This is a genomic window from Streptomyces peucetius (genome assembly GCF_025854275.1).
Lineage (GTDB): Bacteria > Actinomycetota > Actinomycetes > Streptomycetales > Streptomycetaceae > Streptomyces > Streptomyces peucetius_A.
Window position 1 is genome coordinate 6,168,844 of sequence record NZ_CP107567.1, and the last position, 20,434, is coordinate 6,189,277.

Consider the following 20,434-nt stretch of genomic DNA (forward strand, 5'->3'; position numbering starts at 1 on the left):
ACACCACTTCATGGAGGGCCACATGTCCGTACCCATCTCTGTCGTCATCGCCTACCACAGCGGATACGGGCACACGGGCCGGCAGGCGGCGGCCGTGGCGGAGGGCGCCGCGGCGGTGCCCGGCGTCCTGGCCGATCTGCGGGACGTCTCCACGCTCGACGAGGGCCTGTGGGCGGCTCTGGCGGAGGCGGAGGCGATCGTCTTCGGCTCCCCCACGTACATGGGCGCCACCTCTGCCGTGTTCCAGCGCTTCGTGGAGGCCAGTGCCCCCGTCTGGGCCGCGCGCGGCTGGCAGGGCAAGCTCGCCGCCGGGTTCACCAACTCGGCGGGGGTGAACGGCAACAAGGACAACGCGCTGCTGTCCATGACGGTCCTGGCGGCCCAGCACGGCATGAACTGGGTTCCGCTTGGCCTGCTGCCCGGCTGGATCTACAGCTCCGGCGGCAGTCCCGAGGACCTGAACCGGCTGGGTTCGTTCGTGGGAGCCATGGCGCAGTCGCCCTCCGACCTCGGCCCGGAGGAGTCCCCTGCAGAGGCCGATCTGCGGACCGCGCGGCACCTTGGCGAGCATGTCGCCCGGACGGCCCTGCAGTTCGTGCACGGGCGCGAGGCCGTCGAAGCCCTGGTGGTGACGGCGTGAGCGCCGGACGCCTCGGTGATCTGCTGGGCATCGCCCTTCCCGTCGTGCAGGGCCCGTTCGGCGGGGGCCTGTCCTCGGTCGCACTGGCCGCGGCCGTGTCCGAAGGGGGAGGGCTGGGCTCCTACGGGGCGCACCTCCTGGACCCGCGAGAGATCACGGGCCTCGTCGGAGAGTTGAGGGCCCGCACCGGCCACCCGTTCGCCATCAACCTCTGGGTCCCCCACCAGGACGAGGCCGGACCGTGGCCGGACGCCGCCGAACTGGCCCCGCACATCCGGCGGCTGCACCCCTGCTACGACGAACTCGGGCTGCCCGCGGTGGCGGCCGAGGACATCACGCCGGGGCCGGACTTCGACGCCCAGGTGGACGCGCTGCTCGCGGCAGCGCCCCCGGTCATCAGCTTCGTGATGGGCCTCCCGCCCCGAAGGGTGATGGACGAGGCCCGCCGCCGCGGCATCGCGGTGATCGGCACGGCGACCACCGTGGACGAGGCAGTCGCACTGGAGCGCGCCGGCGTCGACGCCGTCGTGGCCTCCGGCGCCGATGCCGGCGGCCACCGGGGCGCCTTCCTGCGGCCGGTACGGGAGTCGCTCGTGGGGACGTTCTCGCTCGTGCCCCAGGTAGCCGACGCCGTGAGCGTTCCCGTCATCGCCGCCGGCGGGATCGCCGACGGCCGGGGGATGGCCGCGGCGCTCACCCTGGGCGCCGACGCCGTCCAGATCGGCACCGCCTTCCTCGCCACCCGCGAATCAGGGGCGAGCGAAGCCCACAAAAGGGCACTCGGCTCCCTCGAGGCCCGCACCACCGTTCTCACGCGTCTCTTCACGGGCCGGACCGCCCGCGGAATCGTGAACCGGTTCGTCCGTGACATGGCCCCGTACGAGGAGACCGTGCCCGCGTACCCCGTGCAGAGCGCACTGATGCAGTCCGTCCGCCGTGAAGCCGGTGCCCAAGGGCGGGAGGATCTCAGCAGCCTGTGGGCCGGCCAAGCCGCGGTACTTGCCGGCGGCGCACGTGGGGCGCGGGACTACCTCAGCTTGCTCATGGACGACTTCCGGGCACGGGGAGGTCAGGGAGCCTGACAGGTCGGATCGTCGACGACGACGGTGTTGGCGGGGACGATGACGGGCGGATCGTCGTGCCTCACCCAGCGGGTGGTGACATAGGCGCGCTTGCCGACTCCCACGCATTCGGTGGTGAGGTTGCCGAAGCCGTCGGGCATGTTGAAGACCTCGGCCGGCGTGTTGTCCCCCGAGCGTCCCTGGACCGGCGCGTCGCCTTTGCCGCGCTCGTCGTTGTACTGCTGGGTATAGTCGGTGACCAGGTCGATGGCCGCGATCACCGGAATCACGCGCCGGAACGCAGGGGACATGCCGTGCATCGTCGATCCTCTCGGACAGGGAGCGGGTGGGGTGGAAGCTGGGGCGAGGGGAGCGGGTTGGTGCCGCGAGCGGGGCACAAGCGGTGGCGGCGCTGACGCGCCGCGCACGGAAGACCTCATGGGGGCGTTCAGCCGAAGGTGGCTTCCGGTGGGATGTGGAGGGTGAAGGCGCAGGATTTGTAGGGCCGGCCGGTGATCTGGAGTTGTACGCGGTGCGCGCCGGGGTGGTATCGGCGTGTGCTGAGTGGCCGGAGCGGGTGGCGGCGGACGCCCGAGCGGCGCTCGCCGGGGAGGAGGTCGCGACTGGTGAGTTTGAAGACCTTGGGGGAGAGGCTGCCGTTCGCCTTTCGGTAGTGGACGACGTAGTCGATGACGAGACGCGCGTTACGGGGGCCCAGTGTTGGTGACCTCGTAGTCGAAGACCAGTTCCTCACCCAGGTGCACGTGGGGTGTGCGGACGTCGGGGCTGACGACCCGGACACGGACGTCGGGGTCGTGGCCGAGGAGGCCAGCGCGTCACGGTCGCCGGCCTTGACGAGGGTCCGCAGGCCATGCCGGACCAGGGCCGGTGTGGTGGGGCGCGGGCTCGGCGAGCCAGCGGGCGGCGGTGGCGACGGCCGTGCCGGGGTGGTCGTGGCTGATGTCGTTGAGGTGGTTGGCCACTGAGCGCCTGACGTACTCGCTCGGGTCTCGGTACAGCGCGTCCAGGACGGGCAGGGCCGGGGTGGGGTCGGCGACGAACGCGGTCAGCCGGGGCGCACGGGCAGGCGCGGGCGGGTGCCCTCGCGCGCGAGGCGTCGGCCGTGCGGATCGGGATGACGGATCCACAGCACCGCCCGTTCCAGGGCGCGTGGTGGATCGGCGCTGAAGAAGGGGCGTACCGCCATCTCCGCGGTGAGCAGCGGAGTGAGGGCGGCGAGCAGATCGAGACCCGGCTCGAACATGTCGGACGCCAGGGCGCGTTCGTCGACGGCCGCGTTGACGGGGAAGGTCATCCAGCCAGTGAATTCGGGTCGGCGCAGGGCCGCGTGGACGACGTCGGCGAAGGCGGGGTAGGCGTCCGGAACGTCGGCGAGGACGGCTTCCTTCACGGCGGTGATGCGCCGACTGAAAGCCAGGTCCTCCAGCAGGGCTCCGCAGCCGCGGAGGGCAGTCGCCGGTGCGGCGCCCGCTGCCGCCATGACGGAGGCCAGCAGCTCCTTGGTGCGAGGGTTGATCAGTTCGTCGGCCGTGGGCACGACTGTCCCTTTTCCTCGGTGCCGTACCGGGCGGCGTGCTCGCCCTGTGTGGTCGGGCGCGCCGCCGGTACCGGCTCGGCTAGGGCTGGGTGCTGTGCAGTACTTCGGCGTGCCGCATCTCGTGGACCTCGCCGATCAGGCTGAAGAACTCCCCGGCGGCCGGGTCTCCGGGCATCTCCTCCGCCGCGCGGGCGGCTGCCTCCGGGGAGGCCCAGAGGATGAGGTCGAGCAGGGAGCCGTCCTCGTACCGGGCGAGGTGCGCGCCGAGGAAGTCGGACCCGTACCGCTCACGCAGAAGGGCGATCAGCCTGGCGCGGTGGGCGGTCAGCCGCTCGGGGTCGGCGCAGGCGAAGCGGACGTATTCGATCGTCGTGCTCATGGGAACCCTTCCTTTATCGCCTCACGGATTCGGATCTCTGAATCCGTGAATGGAAGCTATCACGGATTCGGCGCAGGGAATCCGTGGGTCCGGTAGGTTGATGACATGTCCCTCAAGAACCTGCGCGAGATGCCGTGGATCGGCGAGCGGCCGGTCCTCGACGTGGCCAACACCGTCGTCGTCGGAGCCGGTCACGCGGGTGGCGACGTCGACCTGCTGGCCGAACCGGAGCTCCTGGCGTCCTGGCGGGAGAAGGCGTGCGACCGGGAGCTCGCCGACCTCCCCCTGGAGGATCTCGCGGAGCTGCGCGCCCCGGTCAGGGCCGCGCTGGACGCGGCGGCGCGGCAGGCCCCGGTGCCGGGGCCGGCGAGGGCGCGACTCAACGCGCTGGCCGCGCGGGCCCCCGTGACCTTCCGGGTCGACGATGCCGGCCACCTCACGGAGCAGGAGGCTGGCGGGCCGGTCGCGGCGACGGTCGCCCGGCAGGCGCTCGTGCTGGCCGCCGGGCCGGAGCAGGCGCGGTTGCGGTGCTGCCCCGCGCCGAGCTGCGGGATGTTCTTCCTCGCGCGCAGACGGGATCAGGCGTGGTGCTCCATCGGCTGCGGCAACCGGGCGCGCGCCGCCCGCCGCAGCGAGCAGCGCGCGGACTGAACCCGACCCTTCCCTTCGTCAGCCGTCGACGAGCTCGCCGTAGAGGCGTGTCGGGTTGTGCAGCGAGACGAGGTGGGCGTGGATCAGTCTGAGATAGCCCTTGAGGTGGAGAGAGAGCAGATCGGCGGGGGAATCGCCGGCGCCGATCTCCCGCAGCCTCTCCTCGCTGATCACCCAGATGTTGCCGATCTCGACAGTGGCGCCGCCGGGCCGGGGCATTGTTATCGTCCGCTGCTCCAGCAGGTCGAGGCGGAGGAGTTCCTTCATGAAGTCCCGGGTCGGCATCACCTCCCGGGCGCACTGCAGGAGGAGTTCGACGCGCTCGGTCAGGAGTGGTGTGAGGGAGCCGTCCTCCTCGAAGAGGCGCTCGCCCTCGACTGTGCTCCAGCCGTCGTAGTCGGCGTCGATGTACACGCTCATCTCTTCGTCGTCCTCCACGACCGGGAAGAACGGGTACGCGCGGACCGAGGCGGGCCGGTACGCGTGGGGGCGCCACTCGCCGTCCTGTGTGACGTACTGGTTGCGGCCCCGTTCAAGGCCCAGCAGCGCGCACGGGGTGAGCCCTCTCGGGCCCTCGGAGAAGACGATCGGATAGGTCACCGCCGCCTCCGGGAACTCCGCCCCCAGGAGTGTGGCGAGCTGCTGCGGCGCGCCGTACCGCTCGGTCTGCGGCAGGGTCACGCGCAGTGAGGCGTGCTCTTCCTTGTTCAGTGGCACCGGCCGCATGAGATCTCCCCTCCTCACCAATAACGGATTTGAAATGCAAATCCGTGAGACACGCTGTCAGTCTCCGCGTGAGTCGGCGCCGGATCGGGGTCGATGCCGGGCCGTCCGGCCGCCGGGCGGCCGCTGCGCGGCCTCTGCGTGGCCGTCGGGTGTGGCGAAGGCGACCAGGGGTCGGCCTTCGTTGCCGGGCAGGGTTCCGGACCGGATCGCGGTGCGCCACCCGGCAAGGGAGCTGGGGAAGCCGACCCTCCGGTGGGCCGCGTCCTCCCGCCGCGGGTGCGGTCTCGGATCGGTGGCGGGGAAACACGCCGGTGAGGCTGATCCACCGGCGGAACCCCGCCCGGACGGAGGCGTGTGCGTGAGCTGGGCCGTCAGAGTCCAGGACGTCCATGTCGGGGCTCAGGTTGGACCCCCGGCCGAGGGGTGGCGCGGCGTCAGGGCGTGGCGAAGAGCGTCAGTGCGGCCCGGACGGCTCGTTTGAACGGCTCCGTGCTGCCGCTCGCCCGGCACAGTACCTGGGTGCCTTCGAGGAGGGTGACCAGCAAGGCGGCCTTCTCCTCTGCGTCGGCCGTCGCGAGTCCCGCCTCCCGCAGGTTTCGGGCGAGCTGTTCGGTCCACGAGCCGAAGGTCGCGGCGGCAGCCTGGCGCAGCTCACCGTTCTCCTCGTCCGCGGGGACGGTCACGGCGGCGACGGCGCATCCGGCGCCTCGGGTCGCAGCCTGGGCAACGGGCCGTGCGAACTCCACGAAGGCCGTGGCGACGCCCTTCGGGTCGGCCGCGCCGAGCTCGGCGAGCCGGTCGCGTACCTCGCGCCCGTGCCGTGTGGCGGCTTCCGCGGCCAACTGGCCCTTGCCGCCGGGGAAGTGGTGATAGATGGCGCCGCGGGCCGCCCCGCTTCGCGCGAGCACATCGGTGAACGACATGCCCTGCAAGCCGTGTTCCCGCAGTGCGTCCACCGCGGCATCCACCATCCGGCCCCGGGTCTCCTTGGCCATCGCGCCCGGTCCTCCCTCTCGTTCCCCACACACCCCCGGGGGCCGGCAGGTCGATCCGGAAGAGCTTGCCGCAGCGGTGGGGCCCGACACCGCCGCTGTGTTGGCCATGGCACCGGCCATGCCGACCGGTGCACTGCTCGGCCCGAGTCACTGGAAGGCTCTCGCTCCTGTTCTGGAGAGGCATGACTGCTGGCTGATCCACAACGCGGCGATGGAACGCATCCTGTTTGACGTCAACCGCCCGGCGCATCCGGCCGCGCACCCCGCTCTCGCGGAGCGGACCATCACCGTCGGCTCGGCGTCCAAGGAGCTGCGTCTGATCGGCTGGCGGGTGGGGTGGGTCGTGGGTCCGTCCCGGATCATCTCCGACATCGCACTGGTGGGGATGACCAATGTCGTGTGCCAGGTGGGAATCGCCCAACAGGCCGTCGTCGCAGCGCTCGACGCGTCCGGCGCCGATTTGAGGACGTCGCCACGGCCACACGCGTCTGGGAGCGGCGCCGGGACATCGTGATGCGGCAGCTCGACGGCTACCCGCTCGTACGACCGCACGGCGGCTGGTCCCTTCTGCTCGACACCGCCACGCTGGGACTGGCTCCGGGTGAGGCGTCCGAGCGTCTGTTCCACCGCGGGCGGGTCGCCGCGACGCCAATGACGGGGTGGGGACCCAGTGGAGACAGGTATCTGCGGCTGGTCTTCGCCAACGAACCCACCGACCGTCTCGGCGATCTGCGCGAACGCTTCCGTGCGGCCTTCGGATGAAGGTCAGTCAGCCTCAGGTCGCACACGGTCGCGACCTGGGCTTGATGTGGGGAAGGCAGTCGTGCACCCAGCATGACCGTGTGACCGAAACACTGCCGGGACTGCACATGTCCCTTCTGGAAACCGTGCTTGTGGTAGGTGCCGTCGCGCTTGTGACGGCCCGCTGGCTCCCCCGACGGATGCGTCGGCCTGCCGCGTTCGGTGCCGGAGTCGTGGTCCTGTTGTCCGGTGTGGCGCTGGTGGTGGGTCCGGTGCGCTGGCAGATGGTGCCCGTCCTGGTCGGCACCGCACTCGTCCTGCCGTTCGCCGTCGCGGCCGAGCTGCGAGCGCGCGGCGGCCGGGCGCCGCGCAGGGCTCGATGGTGGGCGGCTTTGCCGGCGTCGCTGGTGTGTCTGTGTCTGATCGCGGTCGGCCCGGCCGCCGCCTGGGCTTTGCCCGTGCCGGTGTTCCCGGCGCCGTCCGGCTCCTTCGCCGTGGGCACCAGCGTGGTGCAGTGGACCGACCCCGGCCGGCCCGAGAACGCCACCTCCGAGGCTGACGATCGGCGCACTGTCGTCGTGCAGTTGTGGTACCCGGCACGAAAGAGCCCGTCGGAGGCGCGGCGTGCCGCGTACCTCGGACGCACGGACCGCGAGGTGGAGATCGTCTCGGACGCCCTCGCCGCTTACGCCGGCATACCCGGATTCCTGCTCGACGGCCTGCCCCGCGCCCGTACCCACGCGGTGGTCGACGCGCCGGTGGCCGGCGGCAACGGACGCTTCCCGGTCGTGCTGTTCTCCCCGGGTCTGGGCGGCGTACGTACCCAGAATTCGGCGTGGGCGCAGGAACTGGCCAGCCACGGCTACGTCGTCGCGGCCCTCGACCATCCCTACGACTCGGCCGCCGTCGTCCTCGCCGACGGCCGGACCATCCGCACGAAGGTCACCGCCACGGGTGATGATGACCGTGACGAGGAGCTGGCTGTCGGGTGGACCGCAATCCGGGCAGCCGACCTGAGCTTCGTTCTCAGCCAGTTGGACCGTGTAACGCGAGGCGAGATCCCGGGGCCTGTGAGCGGGCGCATGGACACCGGACGGGTCGCCGTTGCCGGTCACTCCCTCGGCGGGGGAGCCGCCCTGCAGGCAGCTCGCCAGGACGATCGGTTCGACGCCGTCATCGACCTGGACGGCTTTCCGCACGACCCCGCCCCGACACGTTTCCCGCAACCGGTGCTGGCGCTGACCCAGGACGTCAGCCGGGACATCGACCCGGACTACCTCCCCCGCCTCACTCATGTGCTCAGCTTGAGCGGCGCGACCAGTTACCGGCTCACCGTCCCCGGCGCGGCCCATCTCACGTTCACGGACGCGCCGCTCTACATGCCCCCGGTGGAGTCGCTCCTCGGATCACAGGACCGTACCGATGGGCCGCGTATCACCGCCGCCGCGTCCCTGGCCTTCCTCGACACCACGCTGCGCGACCAGCCGGATGACCTGGCCGCCGTTCTGCGCGCTCACGGTGTTCTCACCGTCCACTCCCCGCGCGGCAGTGGCTGAGGAAGGGGTGTGGCCCGCCCGCTGCCGCCGGCGCCTGGGCGGCCGGTCCGTGCGACCGTCACAGCAGGGGGTACGGTCCGTCGGTCGGAGTCGGTGCTACACGGCGGCGGGCCAGCTCTGTTGGTCGAGGATGCACGCCACCGCGTCGGGGTGGGCGAGCGGGGGTAGTGCCCGGTGCCCGGGACGGCGGATCGGGCTGCGTAGTCGCAGGTGGCCCGGACATCGCGCGGAGCATCCGGGGTAGTCCGAGCCCGGAGCGAGTTCTATCGGGGGGCACGACCATCAGCCGGCCGTCTCGACGCCCGAGGCGTCCAGCCCTGATGGGCCCTCTTGAGGACCTCCATATGCCGCCGTGCTGGGGGTCACGCCCACAGCGGGCGCCGTCAGTCCCGCCGCGATAGCAGCCGGACGGGAATGACGACCATGACTTGGGTTCTGTCTCCCGCTGGGTTCATTGATTCACACGGCCTTGGGCAGGTTCGGTGGCTGGGGTCGGAGGCCGAAGGGATGGGGGCCGCCCCGTACACCTGGGCGAGAGTGGCGGCCCGCTGTCGGCGGACGAGGTCGGCGGTGCCGAAATGGACGCCAGCCCGGATGTATAGAGGCCGGAGAAGTGGTGCGGGGTGCGATGCGGGAACCATGTCCGGAGTGAACGAGGGCGGGCTTGCACGAGGGCGCGGTTTTGGCAGCATGCCCCGCCCTGACCGGAGGGATGGGCTGTTGGTCATGACGCTCGTTTGACGCTCTGTGCCCCCGCACGCAGGCCAGTCGGCCGAGAAATGGCCTCTGACCCGGGTCTTTCCGAGACCCGCTCAGTCCGACATTTTTCCGATGACGTCGCACGTGGAGTGTGTGGCGATTCTTGAGCTCGCAGCAAAGGGCCGCTGACCTGCTGATTTTCTGATTCCCCAGGTTGCGGGCGGGTCGTGCCGACATGTTTCCGTAGGTTCACCGCGTGGAGCATGCTGTAGGTTCCTGCCACACGTCTCACCTGCGTTTCGCAGCAGGGGTGTGAGTCGAGAACGCTCGGCCTCAACTCCGTAAGGGACGGGTTCGGGAAATGTCTTGACGCTCGTTCGACGCTGTTTCTGACGGAGCGTGACAGGGCCTGCTTCATTTCCCGGTAGTCGTGCTCGATGCGCCAGCGGAGCTTGGCGAGCCGGACCAGGGTGGTCAGTGGGGTGTCGGCGGGCAGGTCGGAGAGCCAGAACTGGACCGGCTCGGTCTCGGCGGCGGGCCACTCGGTCAGCAGCCAGCACTCGGGCAGCTCCGGGCCCTCGGTGGTCCTGGCGGATCTCGCGTCCGGCAGGCCGGATACGCAAGGCCACGGCGGCCGCCCCGGGTGATGCGGGCGGCTGCGTGCAGCAGCCGGTAGCGGAGCTTCTTTGGCTCGGCGGTGGCCAACTCGCCTGCCAGCAGCAGTGTTTGAGTCCAGGCGAGCAGGTCGGCGCCGGTCAGGGCGAGCTCCAGCCAGGCGGCGTTGATCTGGAAGTGGCGGGAGGGGAAGCGGCCCAGGCCGGTGGTCTTGCCGTTGCGGATGCGGTCCTCGACGCGGGCGTGTCCGCGATGGCGGACCTCCAGGTGCTGCAAGGAGCCCTCGCCGTAGGGGGTGTCGGTGAGGAAGACCTGGTGGCGCATGCCTTCGCAGTCGATCACGCCGGTCAGCTCCGCGACTTCCGCGCCCTGGCGCAGGGTGCCGTCCTGTTCGAGTGCGGGATGCCAGACCTGCTCGGGCAGGGCTCGGATCGCCTGGCGGATCGGCTCGGTGACGGCGTATCCGACGGAGAAGTAGGTGAGGATTCCGCATGAGCGCAGGGCCCGCACGTAGTCCAGGAACGCTTCGCTCCTCCGGCGCTGTCGGCGCGGATGAGGATGGGTGTGCTGTGGCGGTGGGTGTCGGGGGTCTGGGCAAGTGCCTGGTCGAGGACGGTGATGTGGTCGACGGCGGTGTTGGCGCCGGCGTTGCCGGGCCTGAGGACTCCGGCCAGGGCTTCGCCAGTGTTGTCCAGGAAGCACAGCGGCGGGTGGTAGCCGAAGCCGCGCTTGTAGGTCGCCGCTGCCTGCTCTTTCTCGGAGTGGCAGGTGACCAGGGTGGCGTCGAGGTCCAGGACCAGGCCGGGCAGGTCGCGTCCGCCCGCGCGGGCTGCGGGTATCCCTGCCCTGGTCTCGGCGGCCTGCAGCCAGGCGATCTCCCGGGCGGTGGCCCTGGCCGAGCGCAGGCGGGCGAGTCCTGCCGAGTCGATGCCGGCCAGCAGGCGCCAGGCGGTCGGGCCGGAGGCGACGGGGCCGAACACCTCTGCCTGATCGCGCAGCAGGGCCAGGTCCGCTATCGCCTCGCCGCCGTCGGCGAGCATGACCGCGAAATCGACCGCGATCCGGCCGGGATCGTGCCCGGTGCCACGCGGCCGCAACCGGCGCAATGCATCCATGAAGGCGCTGGTCAGACCAGTGACATCGGCGAGATCGGCCAGCAGGCGGGATCCGGCGTGGCTGACCACCCCGTGACCGTCGGCCGACACGACGAGCTTGGGACGCGACCGGATGGGCTGCACGCAGAAAGTGCCTTCCCGCTGTGATGACAGAGGCCTTAGACAAGCCTCATCAGAAGGCACTTTCGCTTTTCCGACCAAGACTCGGACACCGCGGCAAGTGAAACGCCCAGGCTGGACCGGGTGAATGGGGACGCCCGAGTCCCGGCGGGAGTTGGGTGCGCCGAAGCGCCGGACCGGCCGCCTCGGAGGGAGGGGGCCGGTCCGGCGCTTCGGCGCGTCACAGCTCAGGGCGTCTGCCAGCTGTGCGGGGGGTGGAAAGGGCGGGGGCGCCAGGAGGTGGTGCCGGGGGTGGACGCCTGCGCGTCGACGTCGGCCCGGGTGGCACGGCTGAGCAGCAGGGCCGCGAGGGCGGCCAGTTCCTCGTCCGTGGCTTGGCCCTTCTCGATGCGGATGGGGGGCGGGGGAGTGAGCATGGGACCTCCGTCACTGTGGGGCGGCCGTGCCGTCACTGAGGGGGGTTGCCGTGCTTGCGGGCGGGGTGGTCGGCGTGCTTGGTGCGCAGCATCGCCAGTGAGCGGATGAGGACCTCGCGAGTGTCGGCGGGGTCGATGACGTCGTCGACGAGGCCGCGCTCGGCCGCGTAGTAGGGGTGCATCAGTTCCGCCTTGTACTCCTTGACCAGCTCGGCCCGCATGGCTTCGGGGTCCTCGGCCTCGGCGATCCGGCGGCGGAAGATGACGTTGGCCGCGCCCTCGGCGCCCATGACGGCGATCTCGTTGGTGGGCCAGGCGTAGGTGAGGTCGGCGCCGATGGACTGGCTGTCCATGACGATGTAGGCGCCGCCGTAGGCCTTGCGCAGGATCAGGGAGATCCGCGGCACCGTGGCGTTGCAGTACGCGTACAGCAGTTTGGCGCCGTGGCGGATGATGCCGCCGTGCTCCTGGTCGACGCCGGGCAGGAACCCGGGGACGTCCAGGAGGGTGACGATCGGGATGCTGAAGGCGTCGCACATCTGCACGAAGCGGGCGGTCTTCTCGCTGGCCTCGATGTCCAGGACACCGGCGAGCACTCTGGGCTGGTTGGCGACGACGCCCACCACCTGCCCGCCGAGACGGGCCAGCGCGCAGATGATGTTGCGCGCCCAGCGCTCGTGGACCTCCAGGTACTCGCCGTCGTCGACGATCTCCTCGATGACCTCCGCCATGTCGTAGGGCCGGTTGCCGTCCGCCGGGACCAGGTCGGCGAGGGTGTCGCAGCGACGGTCGTGCGGGTCGTCGCACGGCACCGCGGGCGGGTTCTCCCGGTTGTTCTGCGGGAGCAGGGACAGGAGGTAGCGGACCTCCTGGATGCAGGTCTCCTCGTCGTCGTGGGCGAAGTGGCAGACGCCGCTGGTCTCGGCGTGCACGTCCGCGCCGCCGAGGCCGTTCTGGGTGATCTCCTCACCGGTGACCGCCTTGACGACGTCCGGTCCGGTGATGAACATCTGCGACGTCTCGCGGACCATGAACACGAAGTCGGTGAGTGCGGGGGAGTAGGCGGCACCTCCGGCGCACGGGCCGAGCATCACCGAGATCTGCGGGATGACGCCGGACGCCCGGGTGTTGCGCTGGAAAATGCCGCCGTAGCCGGCGAGCGCGGTGACGCCCTCCTGGATGCGGGCGCCGGCGCCGTCGTTGAGGGAGACCAGCGGTGCGCCCGCCGCGATGGCCATGTCCATGATCTTGTGGATCTTGTTGGCGTGGGCCTCGCCCAGCGCACCGCCGAAGATCCGGAAGTCGTGGGCGTAGACGAACACCGTGCGGCCCTCCACCGTGCCCCAGCCGGTGATCACACCGTCCGTGTACGGCTTCCTGGCCTCCAGACCGAATCCGGTCGCCCGGTGTCGGCGCAGCTGCTCGACCTCGCGGAACGAGCCCTCGTCCAACAGCAGGCCGATGCGCTCGCGCGCGGTCAGCTTGCCCTTGGCGTGCTGCGCCCGCGTCGCCTTCTCACTAGGGCCGGCCAGCACCTGGCGGCGTATCCCGGCCAGCTCCGCGACGTGGGACCTCATGTCTCCCCCTGATGGGACGGGATGTCAGTTGCCGAGCCGACGCAGACCGTTCATCTGGAGCACGGCGAAGGCCGCGACGACGGCCGCTTGGAGCGGGGTCCACACCGTGCCGACGGTGTTCGGGTCCAGCCAGCCGAAGACCACGGCGGCCACGCTCGCGACCGCCCACAGCAGGTTCGCCTCGATGACCACCTTGGTGGCCGCGGTGGACGGCACCGGACGGCTGGCCAGCACGGCGACCAGTGCGCCGTAGACGGTGAGGAACACGCCGATGCCGCGGAGGAAGCTGGTGTCGAGGCCGAGCAGGTCCCCCACCGGGCCGGCGGCGAACAGGTAGATGAGGCCGTTGCCGCCGGTCACGACGGCGTCGAGGCCGAGGAAGAGACGTAACGGACGCGCGGCCTCCGCGCGCCCCTGGGTCGTCACGGCGCGGGCCGGCGACTGGCTCGTGGTCATGTGGTTCTCCAAAGGTCGAGGGGCGGTTTCCACTTCCGATCCGGATCGTTACAGGCAGTGCTGACCAGCGGCTGACGTGCCGCTTACGCGCGGCGTCGGGACCGGTGGCGTCAGGTGAGCTGGAGCAGGGGAGCGCGCACGTCACCGGACAGGGCCGGGTCGTGGGACAGGATGGCGCTCTCGACCTGCCGCAGCGCGGGGGAGGGCTCGATGCCGAGTTCGTCGGCGAGGTGGCGGCGCATACGGCGGAACACATCCAGGGCGTCGGCCTGGCGGCCCGCGCAGTACAGGGCGATCATCAGCTGCTCGCAGAAGCGTTCCCTGAGCGGGTGGCTCGTGTGGGTCTCGGCGAGTTCGGCCAGGACGGCGGCGTGCCGGCCGAGCCGCAGCTCGGCGTCGAAGCGGAGCTCCATGGCCCGCATGCGGTACTCCTCGTAGCGGGCGCCGGCGAGTTGGCACAGGGTCCCGCCGGTGAAGCCGCCGAAGACCGGCCCCCGCCACATGGCCAGGGCCTGTCTCAGTAACCGGGCCGCCTCCTCCGGTGAGCCCGAGCCGAGGGTCTCGGCCTGGCGGACCGTCCTGACGAACTCGGCGGCGTCCAGCTCCCCCTCGTTGACCGTCAGGCGGTAGCCCGAGGGGTGGATGGTGACGCGCGAGGTGGTGCGGTCGGGCTCCAGGCCGCGCAGCTTACGGCGCAGCCGGCTGACATGGGCCTGCAGGGCGTTGGCCTGGTTGTCCGGGGCGCCCTCGCCCCACATCTCCTCGACCAGCGCCTCACCGGAGACCGACTGGCCCTCGCTGACCAGCAGCGTCTGGACCAGGGTCCGTTGCAGATCGCCGGAGATCTCGGCCGGTCCCGACGCGGTGCGGATCTGCAGTGCCCCGAGGATCGAGAACCTCAGCATGTTTCCCCCTTGGCGATCAGTGCGGCAGAGAGTGGTCGGGGGGGCCGGTCGCGGCGGTCCGTCTCTGCGGCCGAGGCCGCGTGGCGGTCTCCCGGCCGGTTTCCGTCACGGGGTTTCCTCCCGACTCCATCCTGGCACAGAATGATTCCTTTGGGAAGGTATTTTTCTGCTGCACGCGTCCGAGTCGTGCCGACAAGGGCGCTGACCTGTGCGGTTGCCGGACGACAGAGGTCAAGCGGAAGTGGTGGTGGTGGATGCGGACGTGTCTGCGCCCCGGCGCACCGCCCAGTGCCGGGCGGTGCGCCGGGGCGCGTGTGTCCGTCGGCGCGGGGGTCGCCGACGGTGCGTGCGGCACCGGGGCCGCGCGGCCGGTGGGGCGGGGCCGCGCCGGAAGCCGGGTGCCGGGGCGTATACGACGAGCGGAGAGGGCAGGATTCGAACCTGCGTGGGCTTTGTGGGCCCGACCGTGAGATTGCTCTCTGGTCCCCGTTGAGCCGCTCCGGGCACCTCTCCTTGTGTGGCCGTTGGTGCGTGGCCGTTTTCGCGGAGAGGGCAGGATTCGAACCTGCGTGGGCTTTGTGGGCCCGACCGTGAGATTGCTCTCTGGTCCCCGTTGAGCCGCTCCGGGCACCTCTCCTTGTTCCCGGCTTCCGGTCTCCCGTGCCGTTCACGAGAACAACATTGGCAGGGAGATCTGACAAAGCGCTGACGTTTCTCTGACTCGATCTGAGAATTCCCGTCCGGTCTTTTCCCGCACCTGCCCTCGATGCTCTACTCGGGACGACGGAAAACGCTCCCGAAAGGGGAAAACAATGACCGTGACCGCCATGGACAACCCGGTTCTCGAGGCGATACGCACCCATACGTCAAGCGAGAACCCCAGCGCGTTCCTGGCCCTCAACAGCGGAAACGACGTCTTCACACTGGCCGGTGCCGACGGCGTCGTCGTGTACCGCCGCACGGGTCGGTTCGCCGTCCAGTTCGGCGGCCCCTTCGCCGCCCCCGACGACCACGACCCTCTCCTGGAGGCCTTCCGCCGGCACGTCCGCGACGAGGGCCGCACCCTGGTCGCCATCCAGCTCCAGCGCGCCGACGCCGAGCACTACGCCCGCCGCGGCTTCACCGTCAACCAGGTCGGCGCCTCCTGGGCCGTCGGCCTGCCGGACTTCACACTGCGCGGCACCCGCTTCATGCAGCTGCGCAACAAGATCTCCCGGGCCCGCCGCAACGGCCTGGTCGTCCAGGAGGTCTCCGCCGACGACTGGCAGGACGCGATCGCCGCCATCGACCGGGCCTGGCTCGGCTCCAAGGGCGGCGCCCAGCAACTGGAGTTCCTGGTCGGCCAGATCGGCGGACCGGCCCAGGCACACCGCCGGCTGTTCACCGGCACCATCGACGGCAGCCCCGTGGCGTACATCTCCTACTCGCCGGTGTACGGCGGCCGGGCCGGCTGGATGCACGACCTGAGCCGGCGCGTCCCGGACAGCTCCCCGGGACTGATGGAGGCCATCAACGCGACCGCCGCCGAGGTGTTCCGTTCGGAGGGCGTCGAGTGGCTGCACTTCGGCTTCACCCCGTTCACCGGCCTCGACGCCGGCCACGAGATCGACGGCCACAGCCCGGCGTTCCAGTGGCTGATGCACGCCCTGTGGGCCGAGGGGGCCGCGCTGTACCCGGCGCAGACCCAGCTGTCGTACAAGCAGAAGTGGGCTCCGGACGTGGTCATTCCGGAGTACGTCGCCTTCGACGGCCCGCAGGCCTCGCTGGCGTCCTTCGCCCACGTCTTCCGTGCCTGCAAGGCGTTCTGACGACCCGTCATCTGCCACGCCCGCAGCGGGGCACTCCGGACCGACCGTGCCCGCAGCGGGGTGCGGCGTCGCGGCGCGCCGCGGGTCACCCTCCCCGCACCGCCCTCACGCACCACCCGTCTTCCGGAACAGGAGAACCAGCGATGAGCGACAACGGACCCGACACCAGCACCGAAGTCCTCCAGCACACCGTGGTCGAGCGGCTGATGGCCGTCATCGGCGCGCCCGACAACGAGGAAGTGGCGCGCGACGCGGACGCCGCCGTCCTGGCGCTCGACGAACGGCTGCGCGCCGAGTCCGCCGCCTGACGGCCGCCGCCGATCAGACCGGCATCAGTGGCACATCAGCGCGGCGCAGCACGCTGGACACGTGTTCGTCCGGTGGTCCCCCGGCGGAGTACCGCACTGTGCTCCGGCGTTCCCGGACCGCCGGGCGGGCACGCCCGCGCGTTCCCGACCGCCCGCGGGAGCACTGTCGACTCGCGGCGCCCGCAGGTCCGCCGGGCAGCGTCGCCGCCGCCCGAACCGGGCACTTCTCCCAAGGAGAGCAACGCATGCAGCGTCCGCACACACAAGAAGCCGGGGCAGCAGCCGCCTCCGCGGCCGGCCCGCGCACCGGCGCCTCGGCGACGTTCGCCGAGCTCCTCAAACGCGTCAAGGCGGAAGGTCTCCTCGACCTCGACCCGCGCTACTACGTGGGCCGTCTCGCCCTCAACACCACCCTGCTGCTGATCGGATTCGCCGCGTTCTTCGCCCTGGGCGACTCCTGGTGGCAGCTGCTGACGGCCCTGTGGATGGGGCTGTGCGGCGGCCAGTCGGCGTTCATGTGGCACGACGCCGGACACAAGGCCATGTTCCGCAGCAAGAAGGCCGCCTCCGCCGTCGGCTACATCCACGCCAACCTCGTCAACGGGGTCAGCTACGGCTGGTGGGTCAACCACCACAACCGACACCACAGCAACCCCAACCACCTGGACAAGGACCCGGACATCGGCCGGCGCACCGTCATCTTCGACGTCAAGCAGTACCCCAGCCGGCGGGGCACGCAGAAGTTCGTCGTGCGCCACCAGAGCGTGCTGTTCTTCGTGCTGCTCGTCCTGGAGGGCTTCAAGATGCTCCGGACGGCCGTGGTGTCCATCGCGCAGGGCAAGACCAAGCGGCCCGTGCTGGAGTCGTTCCTGGTCGTGCTGCGCGCCGCGGTCTACTGCGCCCTGGTCTTCACGGTTCTCTCGCCGGTCCTCGCCGTCGCGTTCATCCTCGTGCAGCACGCCGCCCTGGGCGTCTACTTCGGCATGATCTTCGCCCCGAACCACAAGGGCATGGACGTCCGCGACGGCGAGGAGGAGACCCTGGACTGGCTGGAGCGCCAGGTCCTCACCTCCCGCAACATCCGCCCGAACCCGGTGGTCGACTTCCTCTACGGCGGCCTCAACTACCAGGTCGAGCACCATCTGTTCCCGGCCATGCCGCAGAAGCACCTGCCGCGCGCCCGGGAACTGACCCGCGCCTACTGCGCCGAGCGCGGGGTGCCGTACCACGAGGTCGGCTTCTGGACGTCCTACCGGGAGGTCGCCTCCTACCTGCACGAGGTCAGTGAGCCGGTGCGGGCCGGGACCGTGGAGGAGGAGATCAGGCGCCGGGCAGCCCAGGCGGCCTGACCCGGCCCGCGCCCCTCGGTCGCCGTCGGTCCGGGACCCCCCACGCTCCGGTCCCGCACGGCCCCGCACCCCCACGCGTCCACAGCCCCGGCCCCCGGGCCGCACGCCCGGGCCCGCCGTCGGCCCGGGCGGTTCCCTCACCGGAGTCCCTGAGAACCAGGAGTCCAAGGAGAGCCTCCCCATGTCCCAGACCACCACGGCGGCGGTCGGTGTCACCGCTCCCGCCGCGATCGGGGTCCGCCTGGACCGCATGCCGATCACCCCGATGCACCGAAGACTCACCATGGTCATCGGCATCGGCCTGCTCTTCGACACGTTCGAGAACAACCTCTCGGGCACCATCGCCAAGGTGCTCCAGAGCGACTTCGCCTTCGGGTCGACCGAGCTCAAACTCGTCCTGGCCTCGGTGTTCATCGGCCAGTTCATCGGCTCGCTGGTGCTCGGCCGGATCGCCGACCGGTTCGGCCGGCGCCGGGCCTTCCTGATCAACCTCGCCGTCTACTCGGGCTTCTCCCTGCTGGGCGCCTTCTCGCCGAACGCCGCCTGGCTGATCGTCACCCGCTTCATGGCCGGCATCGGCATCGGTGCCGAACAGGTGCTGTCCGACTGCTACCTGGCCGACGTGCTGCCCGCCAAGCGGCGCGGCCGGTACATCGCCTGGGCCTACACCGTCGCCTTCTGCGGGGTGCCCGCCGTCGGCTTCGCCGCACTGTGGCTGGTGCCCCTGTCCCCGCTGGGCATCGACGGCTGGCGCTGGCTGTTCGTGATCGGGTCGCTGGGCTCCGCCGTGGTGTGGGTGCTGCGCCGCCGGCTGATCGAGTCGCCGAGGTGGCTGGCCGCCCAGGGCCGCACCGAGGAGGCCGAGCTGCTGGTGGCCGAGATGGAGAAGCAGGCCTACCCGGACCGTCCCGCGACGGTTCGCCCGGTGGCCGCGGACACCGCCGGACCGGTGGAACCGGCCGCGGTGCGCCACCGTGTGCGCGACGTGTTCGGCCGCGGCATGCGGCGCCGCACGGTGGTGCTGTGGATCTTCTGCGTGCTGTCCGTGGTCGGCTACTACGGTTTCGGCACGCTGGCCCCCCAGATCGTCGCGGCCAAGGGCTATGGCATCGTCGCGGGCATCGGCTTCACCGCGCTGTCCTTCCTGGGCTACCCGGTCGGTTCCGCGCTGGCCCTGCCGATCGTCGACCGGTTCGAGCGCCGGACGCTGGTCGCGGCCTCCGCGGCGGCGATGATGGTGGCCGGCCTCGGCTTCGCCTACGCCGGATCCCCCGCGCTCATCGTGGCGTTCGGCTTCGTCTACACCCTGTGCAGCAACGTCTTCTCCAGCGTCTCGCACGTGTACCTCTCCGAGCAGTATCCGACCGCGATCCGCGCCACCGCGTCCGGCGCCGCCTACTCGCTGTCCAAACTCAGCGCTGCCGCACTGCCGTTCGTCCTGCTGCCGGTCCTGGACTCGCACGGCCCCGGTGCCCTGTTCGGGGTCATCGCCGCGGCGATGGCGGCCCTGGCGGCGACCGTCCTGCTGCTGGGCGAGCGCACCACCGGGGCTCCGGTCGACGGCGTCCCCGGCCCCCCGACCACCCCCGTGACGAAGAGGAGCTGACGATGGCCTACGTCATCGCGCTGCCCTGCGTCGACGTCAAGGACCGCTCCTGCGTCGACGAGTGCCCCGTGGACTGCATCTACGAGGGCCGCCGGGCCCTGTACATCCACCCCGACGAGTGCGTCGACTGCGGCGCCTGCGAACCCGTCTGCCCCGTCGAGGCGATCCGCTTCGAGGACGACGTGCCCGCCGAGTGGGGCGACCACACCGCCTCCAACGCCGACTTCTTCGCCGCCGTGGGCTCGCCCGGCGGCGCCGCCGCACTCGGTGCCCTCGGCCACGACTCCCCGCTGGTGCGGGCCCTGCCCGAGGCGGTGACCCGGACATGAGCGGACTCCTCGCCGGCAAGCGGATCCTGGTGACCGGGGTCGTCACGGACGCGTCCATCGCCTTCCACACGGCCCGCATCGCCCAGGAGGAGGGTGCCGAGGTCGTCCTCACCGGCTTCGGGCGCCTCTCCCTGATCGAGCGCGTCGCCGGACGGCTGCCGAAGCCGGCCCCGGTGCTCGAACTCGACGTCACCGACCAGCGGCAACTGGACGGCCTCGGCGACCGGATCCGCGAGCACACCGACACCCTGGACGGACTGGTGCACTCCATCGCCTACGGGCCGCGGGGCGCCTTCTCCTTCCTGGACGGCGACTGGAACGACGTGTCGACCGCCGTGCACGTGTCGGCGTACTCCCTGAAGTCGCTGACCACGGCCTGCCTGCCGCTGATGGAGCGGCGCGGCGGCTCGGTGGTCGGGCTGACCTTCGACGCCGCGGTCGCCTGGCCGCGCTACGACTGGATGGGCGTCGCCAAGGCCGCCCTGGAGTCGACCAGCCGCTACCTCGCCCGGGACCTGGGCGGTCGCGGCGTCCGCTGCAACCTCGTCGCGGCGGGACCGCTGCGCTCCATGGCGGCCAAGTCCATCCCCGGGTTCGCCGACCTCGCCGGGGTCTGGGAGCACCGGGCCCCGGCGGGCTGGGACCCCACCGACCCGGACCCGGCGGCCCGCGGGGTCGTCGCCCTGCTGTCGGACTTCTTCCCGCGCACCACGGGGGAGATCGTGCACGTCGACGGAGGGGTGCACATGATGGGCGCCTGAGCCCCGGGCCGGGCGCGGCGAAAGGGGCGGGAGCGGGTCGCGGACCCGGCTCCCGCCCCTTTC

Annotated in this window: 22 protein-coding genes and 4 pseudogenes; 12 read left to right on the forward strand and 14 right to left on the reverse strand. The window is 71.0% G+C overall.

The window, feature by feature from the left end; translation table 11 throughout:
- Nucleotides 1–22: 22 nt before the first annotated feature.
- The gene (locus OGH68_RS28070) at nucleotides 23–640 is read left to right on the forward strand and encodes a flavodoxin family protein (protein ID WP_264247804.1); all 618 of its coding nucleotides are present in this window, start codon (nucleotides 23–25) and stop codon (nucleotides 638–640) included.
- Nucleotides 637–1,722 carry an NAD(P)H-dependent flavin oxidoreductase gene (locus OGH68_RS28075; RefSeq protein ID WP_264247805.1) on the forward strand — a complete coding sequence of 362 codons (1,086 nt, stop codon included), beginning with the start codon at nucleotides 637–639 and terminating at the stop codon, nucleotides 1,720–1,722. The genes OGH68_RS28070 and OGH68_RS28075 overlap by 4 nt, the downstream gene beginning before the upstream one ends.
- Here OGH68_RS28075 and OGH68_RS28080 read toward each other — a convergent pair.
- The 4 genes from OGH68_RS28080 to OGH68_RS28095 all read right to left on the reverse strand — a co-directional run bounded on the left by OGH68_RS28080 (nucleotide 1,710) and on the right by OGH68_RS28095 (nucleotide 3,638).
- The gene (locus tag OGH68_RS28080; RefSeq protein ID WP_264247806.1) at nucleotides 1,710–2,012 is read right to left on the reverse strand and encodes a hypothetical protein; all 303 of its coding nucleotides are present in this window, start codon (nucleotides 2,010–2,012) and stop codon (nucleotides 1,710–1,712) included. The genes OGH68_RS28075 and OGH68_RS28080 overlap by 13 nt on opposite strands.
- A gap of 137 nt (nucleotides 2,013–2,149) precedes the next feature.
- Nucleotides 2,150–2,455 carry a hypothetical protein gene (locus tag OGH68_RS28085; protein ID WP_264247807.1) on the reverse strand — a complete coding sequence of 102 codons (306 nt, stop codon included), beginning with the start codon at nucleotides 2,453–2,455 and terminating at the stop codon, nucleotides 2,150–2,152.
- A gap of 312 nt (nucleotides 2,456–2,767) precedes the next feature.
- Nucleotides 2,768–3,259, reverse strand: a complete 492-nt coding sequence (locus tag OGH68_RS28090; protein ID WP_264247808.1) for a hypothetical protein — start codon at nucleotides 3,257–3,259, stop codon at nucleotides 2,768–2,770.
- Nucleotides 3,260–3,338: 79 nt separating this feature from the next.
- Complete coding sequence (locus OGH68_RS28095) at nucleotides 3,339–3,638, reverse strand: hypothetical protein (protein WP_264247809.1); 300 nt, start codon at nucleotides 3,636–3,638, stop codon at nucleotides 3,339–3,341.
- Between the two features lie 105 nt (nucleotides 3,639–3,743).
- Between OGH68_RS28095 and OGH68_RS28100 the strand changes: the two genes are divergently transcribed.
- Nucleotides 3,744–4,289, forward strand: a complete 546-nt coding sequence (locus tag OGH68_RS28100) for an ABATE domain-containing protein (RefSeq protein ID WP_264247810.1) — start codon at nucleotides 3,744–3,746, stop codon at nucleotides 4,287–4,289.
- A gap of 18 nt (nucleotides 4,290–4,307) precedes the next feature.
- Here the strand turns inward: OGH68_RS28100 and OGH68_RS28105 are convergent, their stop codons facing one another.
- Together OGH68_RS28105 and OGH68_RS28110 are read right to left on the reverse strand one after the other, a co-directional pair.
- Complete coding sequence (locus OGH68_RS28105; RefSeq protein WP_264247811.1) at nucleotides 4,308–5,015, reverse strand: SapC family protein; 708 nt, start codon at nucleotides 5,013–5,015, stop codon at nucleotides 4,308–4,310.
- A gap of 434 nt (nucleotides 5,016–5,449) precedes the next feature.
- The gene (locus OGH68_RS28110) at nucleotides 5,450–6,010 is read right to left on the reverse strand and encodes a TetR/AcrR family transcriptional regulator (RefSeq protein ID WP_264247812.1); all 561 of its coding nucleotides are present in this window, start codon (nucleotides 6,008–6,010) and stop codon (nucleotides 5,450–5,452) included.
- Here OGH68_RS28110 and OGH68_RS28115 point away from each other — a divergent pair.
- From OGH68_RS28115 to OGH68_RS28125, 3 genes are read left to right on the forward strand one after another with little or no spacing between them, the layout of a single operon-like run.
- Nucleotides 5,937–6,524, forward strand: a complete 588-nt coding sequence (locus OGH68_RS28115; RefSeq protein ID WP_264250326.1) for an aminotransferase class I/II-fold pyridoxal phosphate-dependent enzyme — start codon at nucleotides 5,937–5,939, stop codon at nucleotides 6,522–6,524. The genes OGH68_RS28110 and OGH68_RS28115 overlap by 74 nt on opposite strands.
- Entirely contained in the window at nucleotides 6,524–6,772 is a 249-nt protein-coding gene (locus OGH68_RS28120) for a hypothetical protein (RefSeq protein ID WP_264247813.1), read from the forward strand. The genes OGH68_RS28115 and OGH68_RS28120 overlap by 1 nt, the downstream gene beginning before the upstream one ends.
- A 44-nt stretch (nucleotides 6,773–6,816) precedes the next feature.
- Nucleotides 6,817–8,307, forward strand: coding sequence for an alpha/beta hydrolase family protein (locus OGH68_RS28125; protein WP_264247814.1), 1,491 nt, complete (start codon nucleotides 6,817–6,819; stop codon nucleotides 8,305–8,307).
- 1,102 nt (nucleotides 8,308–9,409) lie between these two features.
- On the opposite strand, the pseudogene OGH68_RS28130 reads toward OGH68_RS28125, so the two are convergent.
- The 8 genes and pseudogenes from OGH68_RS28130 to OGH68_RS28165 all read right to left on the reverse strand — a co-directional run.
- Nucleotides 9,410–9,635: pseudogene (locus OGH68_RS28130) on the reverse strand (IS701 family transposase); the annotation flags it as partial.
- Nucleotides 9,634–10,889 (reverse strand): annotated as a pseudogene (locus tag OGH68_RS28135) (transposase); the annotation flags it as partial. The pseudogenes OGH68_RS28135 and OGH68_RS28130, both read right to left, overlap by 2 nt.
- A gap of 194 nt (nucleotides 10,890–11,083) precedes the next feature.
- A complete protein-coding gene (locus OGH68_RS28140; RefSeq protein WP_018888431.1) occupies nucleotides 11,084–11,272 on the reverse strand; it encodes an acyl-CoA carboxylase epsilon subunit in 189 nt (62 codons plus the stop codon).
- Between the two features lie 32 nt (nucleotides 11,273–11,304).
- Nucleotides 11,305–12,849: an acyl-CoA carboxylase subunit beta gene (locus tag OGH68_RS28145; RefSeq protein WP_264247815.1), complete on the reverse strand. Its 1,545-nt coding sequence runs from the start codon at nucleotides 12,847–12,849 to the stop codon at nucleotides 11,305–11,307.
- Nucleotides 12,850–12,873: 24 nt separating this feature from the next.
- Complete coding sequence (locus OGH68_RS28150) at nucleotides 12,874–13,305, reverse strand: hypothetical protein (RefSeq protein WP_078878630.1); 432 nt, start codon at nucleotides 13,303–13,305, stop codon at nucleotides 12,874–12,876.
- Between the two features lie 110 nt (nucleotides 13,306–13,415).
- Nucleotides 13,416–14,210 (reverse strand): AfsR/SARP family transcriptional regulator, encoded by a 795-nt coding sequence (locus OGH68_RS28155; protein ID WP_030862306.1) that lies wholly within the window; start codon nucleotides 14,208–14,210, stop codon nucleotides 13,416–13,418.
- 420 nt (nucleotides 14,211–14,630) lie between these two features.
- Nucleotides 14,631–14,723: pseudogene (locus tag OGH68_RS28160) on the reverse strand.
- Between the two features lie 31 nt (nucleotides 14,724–14,754).
- Nucleotides 14,755–14,847, reverse strand: a pseudogene (locus OGH68_RS28165).
- A 175-nt stretch (nucleotides 14,848–15,022) separates the two neighbouring features.
- Here OGH68_RS28165 and OGH68_RS28170 point away from each other — a divergent pair.
- From OGH68_RS28170 to fabI, 6 genes are all read left to right on the forward strand, one after another.
- Complete coding sequence (locus OGH68_RS28170; RefSeq protein ID WP_264247816.1) at nucleotides 15,023–16,018, forward strand: DUF2156 domain-containing protein; 996 nt, start codon at nucleotides 15,023–15,025, stop codon at nucleotides 16,016–16,018.
- Nucleotides 16,019–16,161: 143 nt separating this feature from the next.
- Complete coding sequence (locus OGH68_RS28175; RefSeq protein ID WP_167343788.1) at nucleotides 16,162–16,326, forward strand: hypothetical protein; 165 nt, start codon at nucleotides 16,162–16,164, stop codon at nucleotides 16,324–16,326.
- A 245-nt stretch (nucleotides 16,327–16,571) separates the two neighbouring features.
- Nucleotides 16,572–17,675: a fatty acid desaturase family protein gene (locus OGH68_RS28180; protein WP_264247817.1), complete on the forward strand. Its 1,104-nt coding sequence runs from the start codon at nucleotides 16,572–16,574 to the stop codon at nucleotides 17,673–17,675.
- Nucleotides 17,676–17,856: 181 nt separating this feature from the next.
- Nucleotides 17,857–19,281 (forward strand): MFS transporter, encoded by a 1,425-nt coding sequence (locus OGH68_RS28185; protein WP_264247818.1) that lies wholly within the window; start codon nucleotides 17,857–17,859, stop codon nucleotides 19,279–19,281.
- Nucleotides 19,282–19,283: 2 nt separating this feature from the next.
- The gene (gene fdxA, locus OGH68_RS28190) at nucleotides 19,284–19,610 is read left to right on the forward strand and encodes a ferredoxin (protein WP_018888440.1); all 327 of its coding nucleotides are present in this window, start codon (nucleotides 19,284–19,286) and stop codon (nucleotides 19,608–19,610) included.
- Nucleotides 19,607–20,371 carry an enoyl-ACP reductase FabI gene (gene fabI, locus OGH68_RS28195; RefSeq protein ID WP_030234948.1) on the forward strand — a complete coding sequence of 255 codons (765 nt, stop codon included), beginning with the start codon at nucleotides 19,607–19,609 and terminating at the stop codon, nucleotides 20,369–20,371. The genes fdxA and fabI overlap by 4 nt, the downstream gene beginning before the upstream one ends.
- Nucleotides 20,372–20,434 lie beyond the last annotated feature (63 nt).

What these genes read in the sequence shown, in the direction of transcription:
- OGH68_RS28070 (WP_264247804.1), top strand. Translation starts at nt 23, where the DNA reads ATGTCCGTACCCATCTCTGTCGTCATCGCCTACCACAGCGGATACGGG.
- OGH68_RS28080 (WP_264247806.1), bottom strand. Translation starts at nt 2,012, where the DNA reads ATGTCCCCTGCGTTCCGGCGCGTGATTCCGGTGATCGCGGCCATCGAC.
- OGH68_RS28095 (WP_264247809.1), bottom strand. Translation starts at nt 3,638, where the DNA reads ATGAGCACGACGATCGAATACGTCCGCTTCGCCTGCGCCGACCCCGAG.
- OGH68_RS28100 (WP_264247810.1), top strand. Translation starts at nt 3,744, where the DNA reads ATGTCCCTCAAGAACCTGCGCGAGATGCCGTGGATCGGCGAGCGGCCG.
- OGH68_RS28105 (WP_264247811.1), bottom strand. Translation starts at nt 5,015, where the DNA reads ATGCGGCCGGTGCCACTGAACAAGGAAGAGCACGCCTCACTGCGCGTG.
- OGH68_RS28115 (WP_264250326.1), top strand. Translation starts at nt 5,937, where the DNA reads ATGCCCTGCAAGCCGTGTTCCCGCAGTGCGTCCACCGCGGCATCCACC.
- OGH68_RS28110 (WP_264247812.1), bottom strand. Translation starts at nt 6,010, where the DNA reads ATGGCCAAGGAGACCCGGGGCCGGATGGTGGATGCCGCGGTGGACGCA.
- OGH68_RS28120 (WP_264247813.1), top strand. Translation starts at nt 6,524, where the DNA reads ATGCGGCAGCTCGACGGCTACCCGCTCGTACGACCGCACGGCGGCTGG.
- OGH68_RS28125 (WP_264247814.1), top strand. Translation starts at nt 6,817, where the DNA reads ATGTGGGGAAGGCAGTCGTGCACCCAGCATGACCGTGTGACCGAAACA.
- OGH68_RS28140 (WP_018888431.1), bottom strand. Translation starts at nt 11,272, where the DNA reads ATGCTCACTCCCCCGCCCCCCATCCGCATCGAGAAGGGCCAAGCCACG.
- OGH68_RS28145 (WP_264247815.1), bottom strand. Translation starts at nt 12,849, where the DNA reads ATGAGGTCCCACGTCGCGGAGCTGGCCGGGATACGCCGCCAGGTGCTG.
- OGH68_RS28150 (WP_078878630.1), bottom strand. Translation starts at nt 13,305, where the DNA reads ATGACCACGAGCCAGTCGCCGGCCCGCGCCGTGACGACCCAGGGGCGC.
- OGH68_RS28155 (WP_030862306.1), bottom strand. Translation starts at nt 14,210, where the DNA reads ATGCTGAGGTTCTCGATCCTCGGGGCACTGCAGATCCGCACCGCGTCG.
- OGH68_RS28170 (WP_264247816.1), top strand. Translation starts at nt 15,023, where the DNA reads ATGACCGTGACCGCCATGGACAACCCGGTTCTCGAGGCGATACGCACC.
- OGH68_RS28175 (WP_167343788.1), top strand. Translation starts at nt 16,162, where the DNA reads ATGAGCGACAACGGACCCGACACCAGCACCGAAGTCCTCCAGCACACC.
- OGH68_RS28180 (WP_264247817.1), top strand. Translation starts at nt 16,572, where the DNA reads ATGCAGCGTCCGCACACACAAGAAGCCGGGGCAGCAGCCGCCTCCGCG.
- OGH68_RS28185 (WP_264247818.1), top strand. Translation starts at nt 17,857, where the DNA reads ATGTCCCAGACCACCACGGCGGCGGTCGGTGTCACCGCTCCCGCCGCG.
- fdxA (WP_018888440.1), top strand. Translation starts at nt 19,284, where the DNA reads ATGGCCTACGTCATCGCGCTGCCCTGCGTCGACGTCAAGGACCGCTCC.
- fabI (WP_030234948.1), top strand. Translation starts at nt 19,607, where the DNA reads ATGAGCGGACTCCTCGCCGGCAAGCGGATCCTGGTGACCGGGGTCGTC.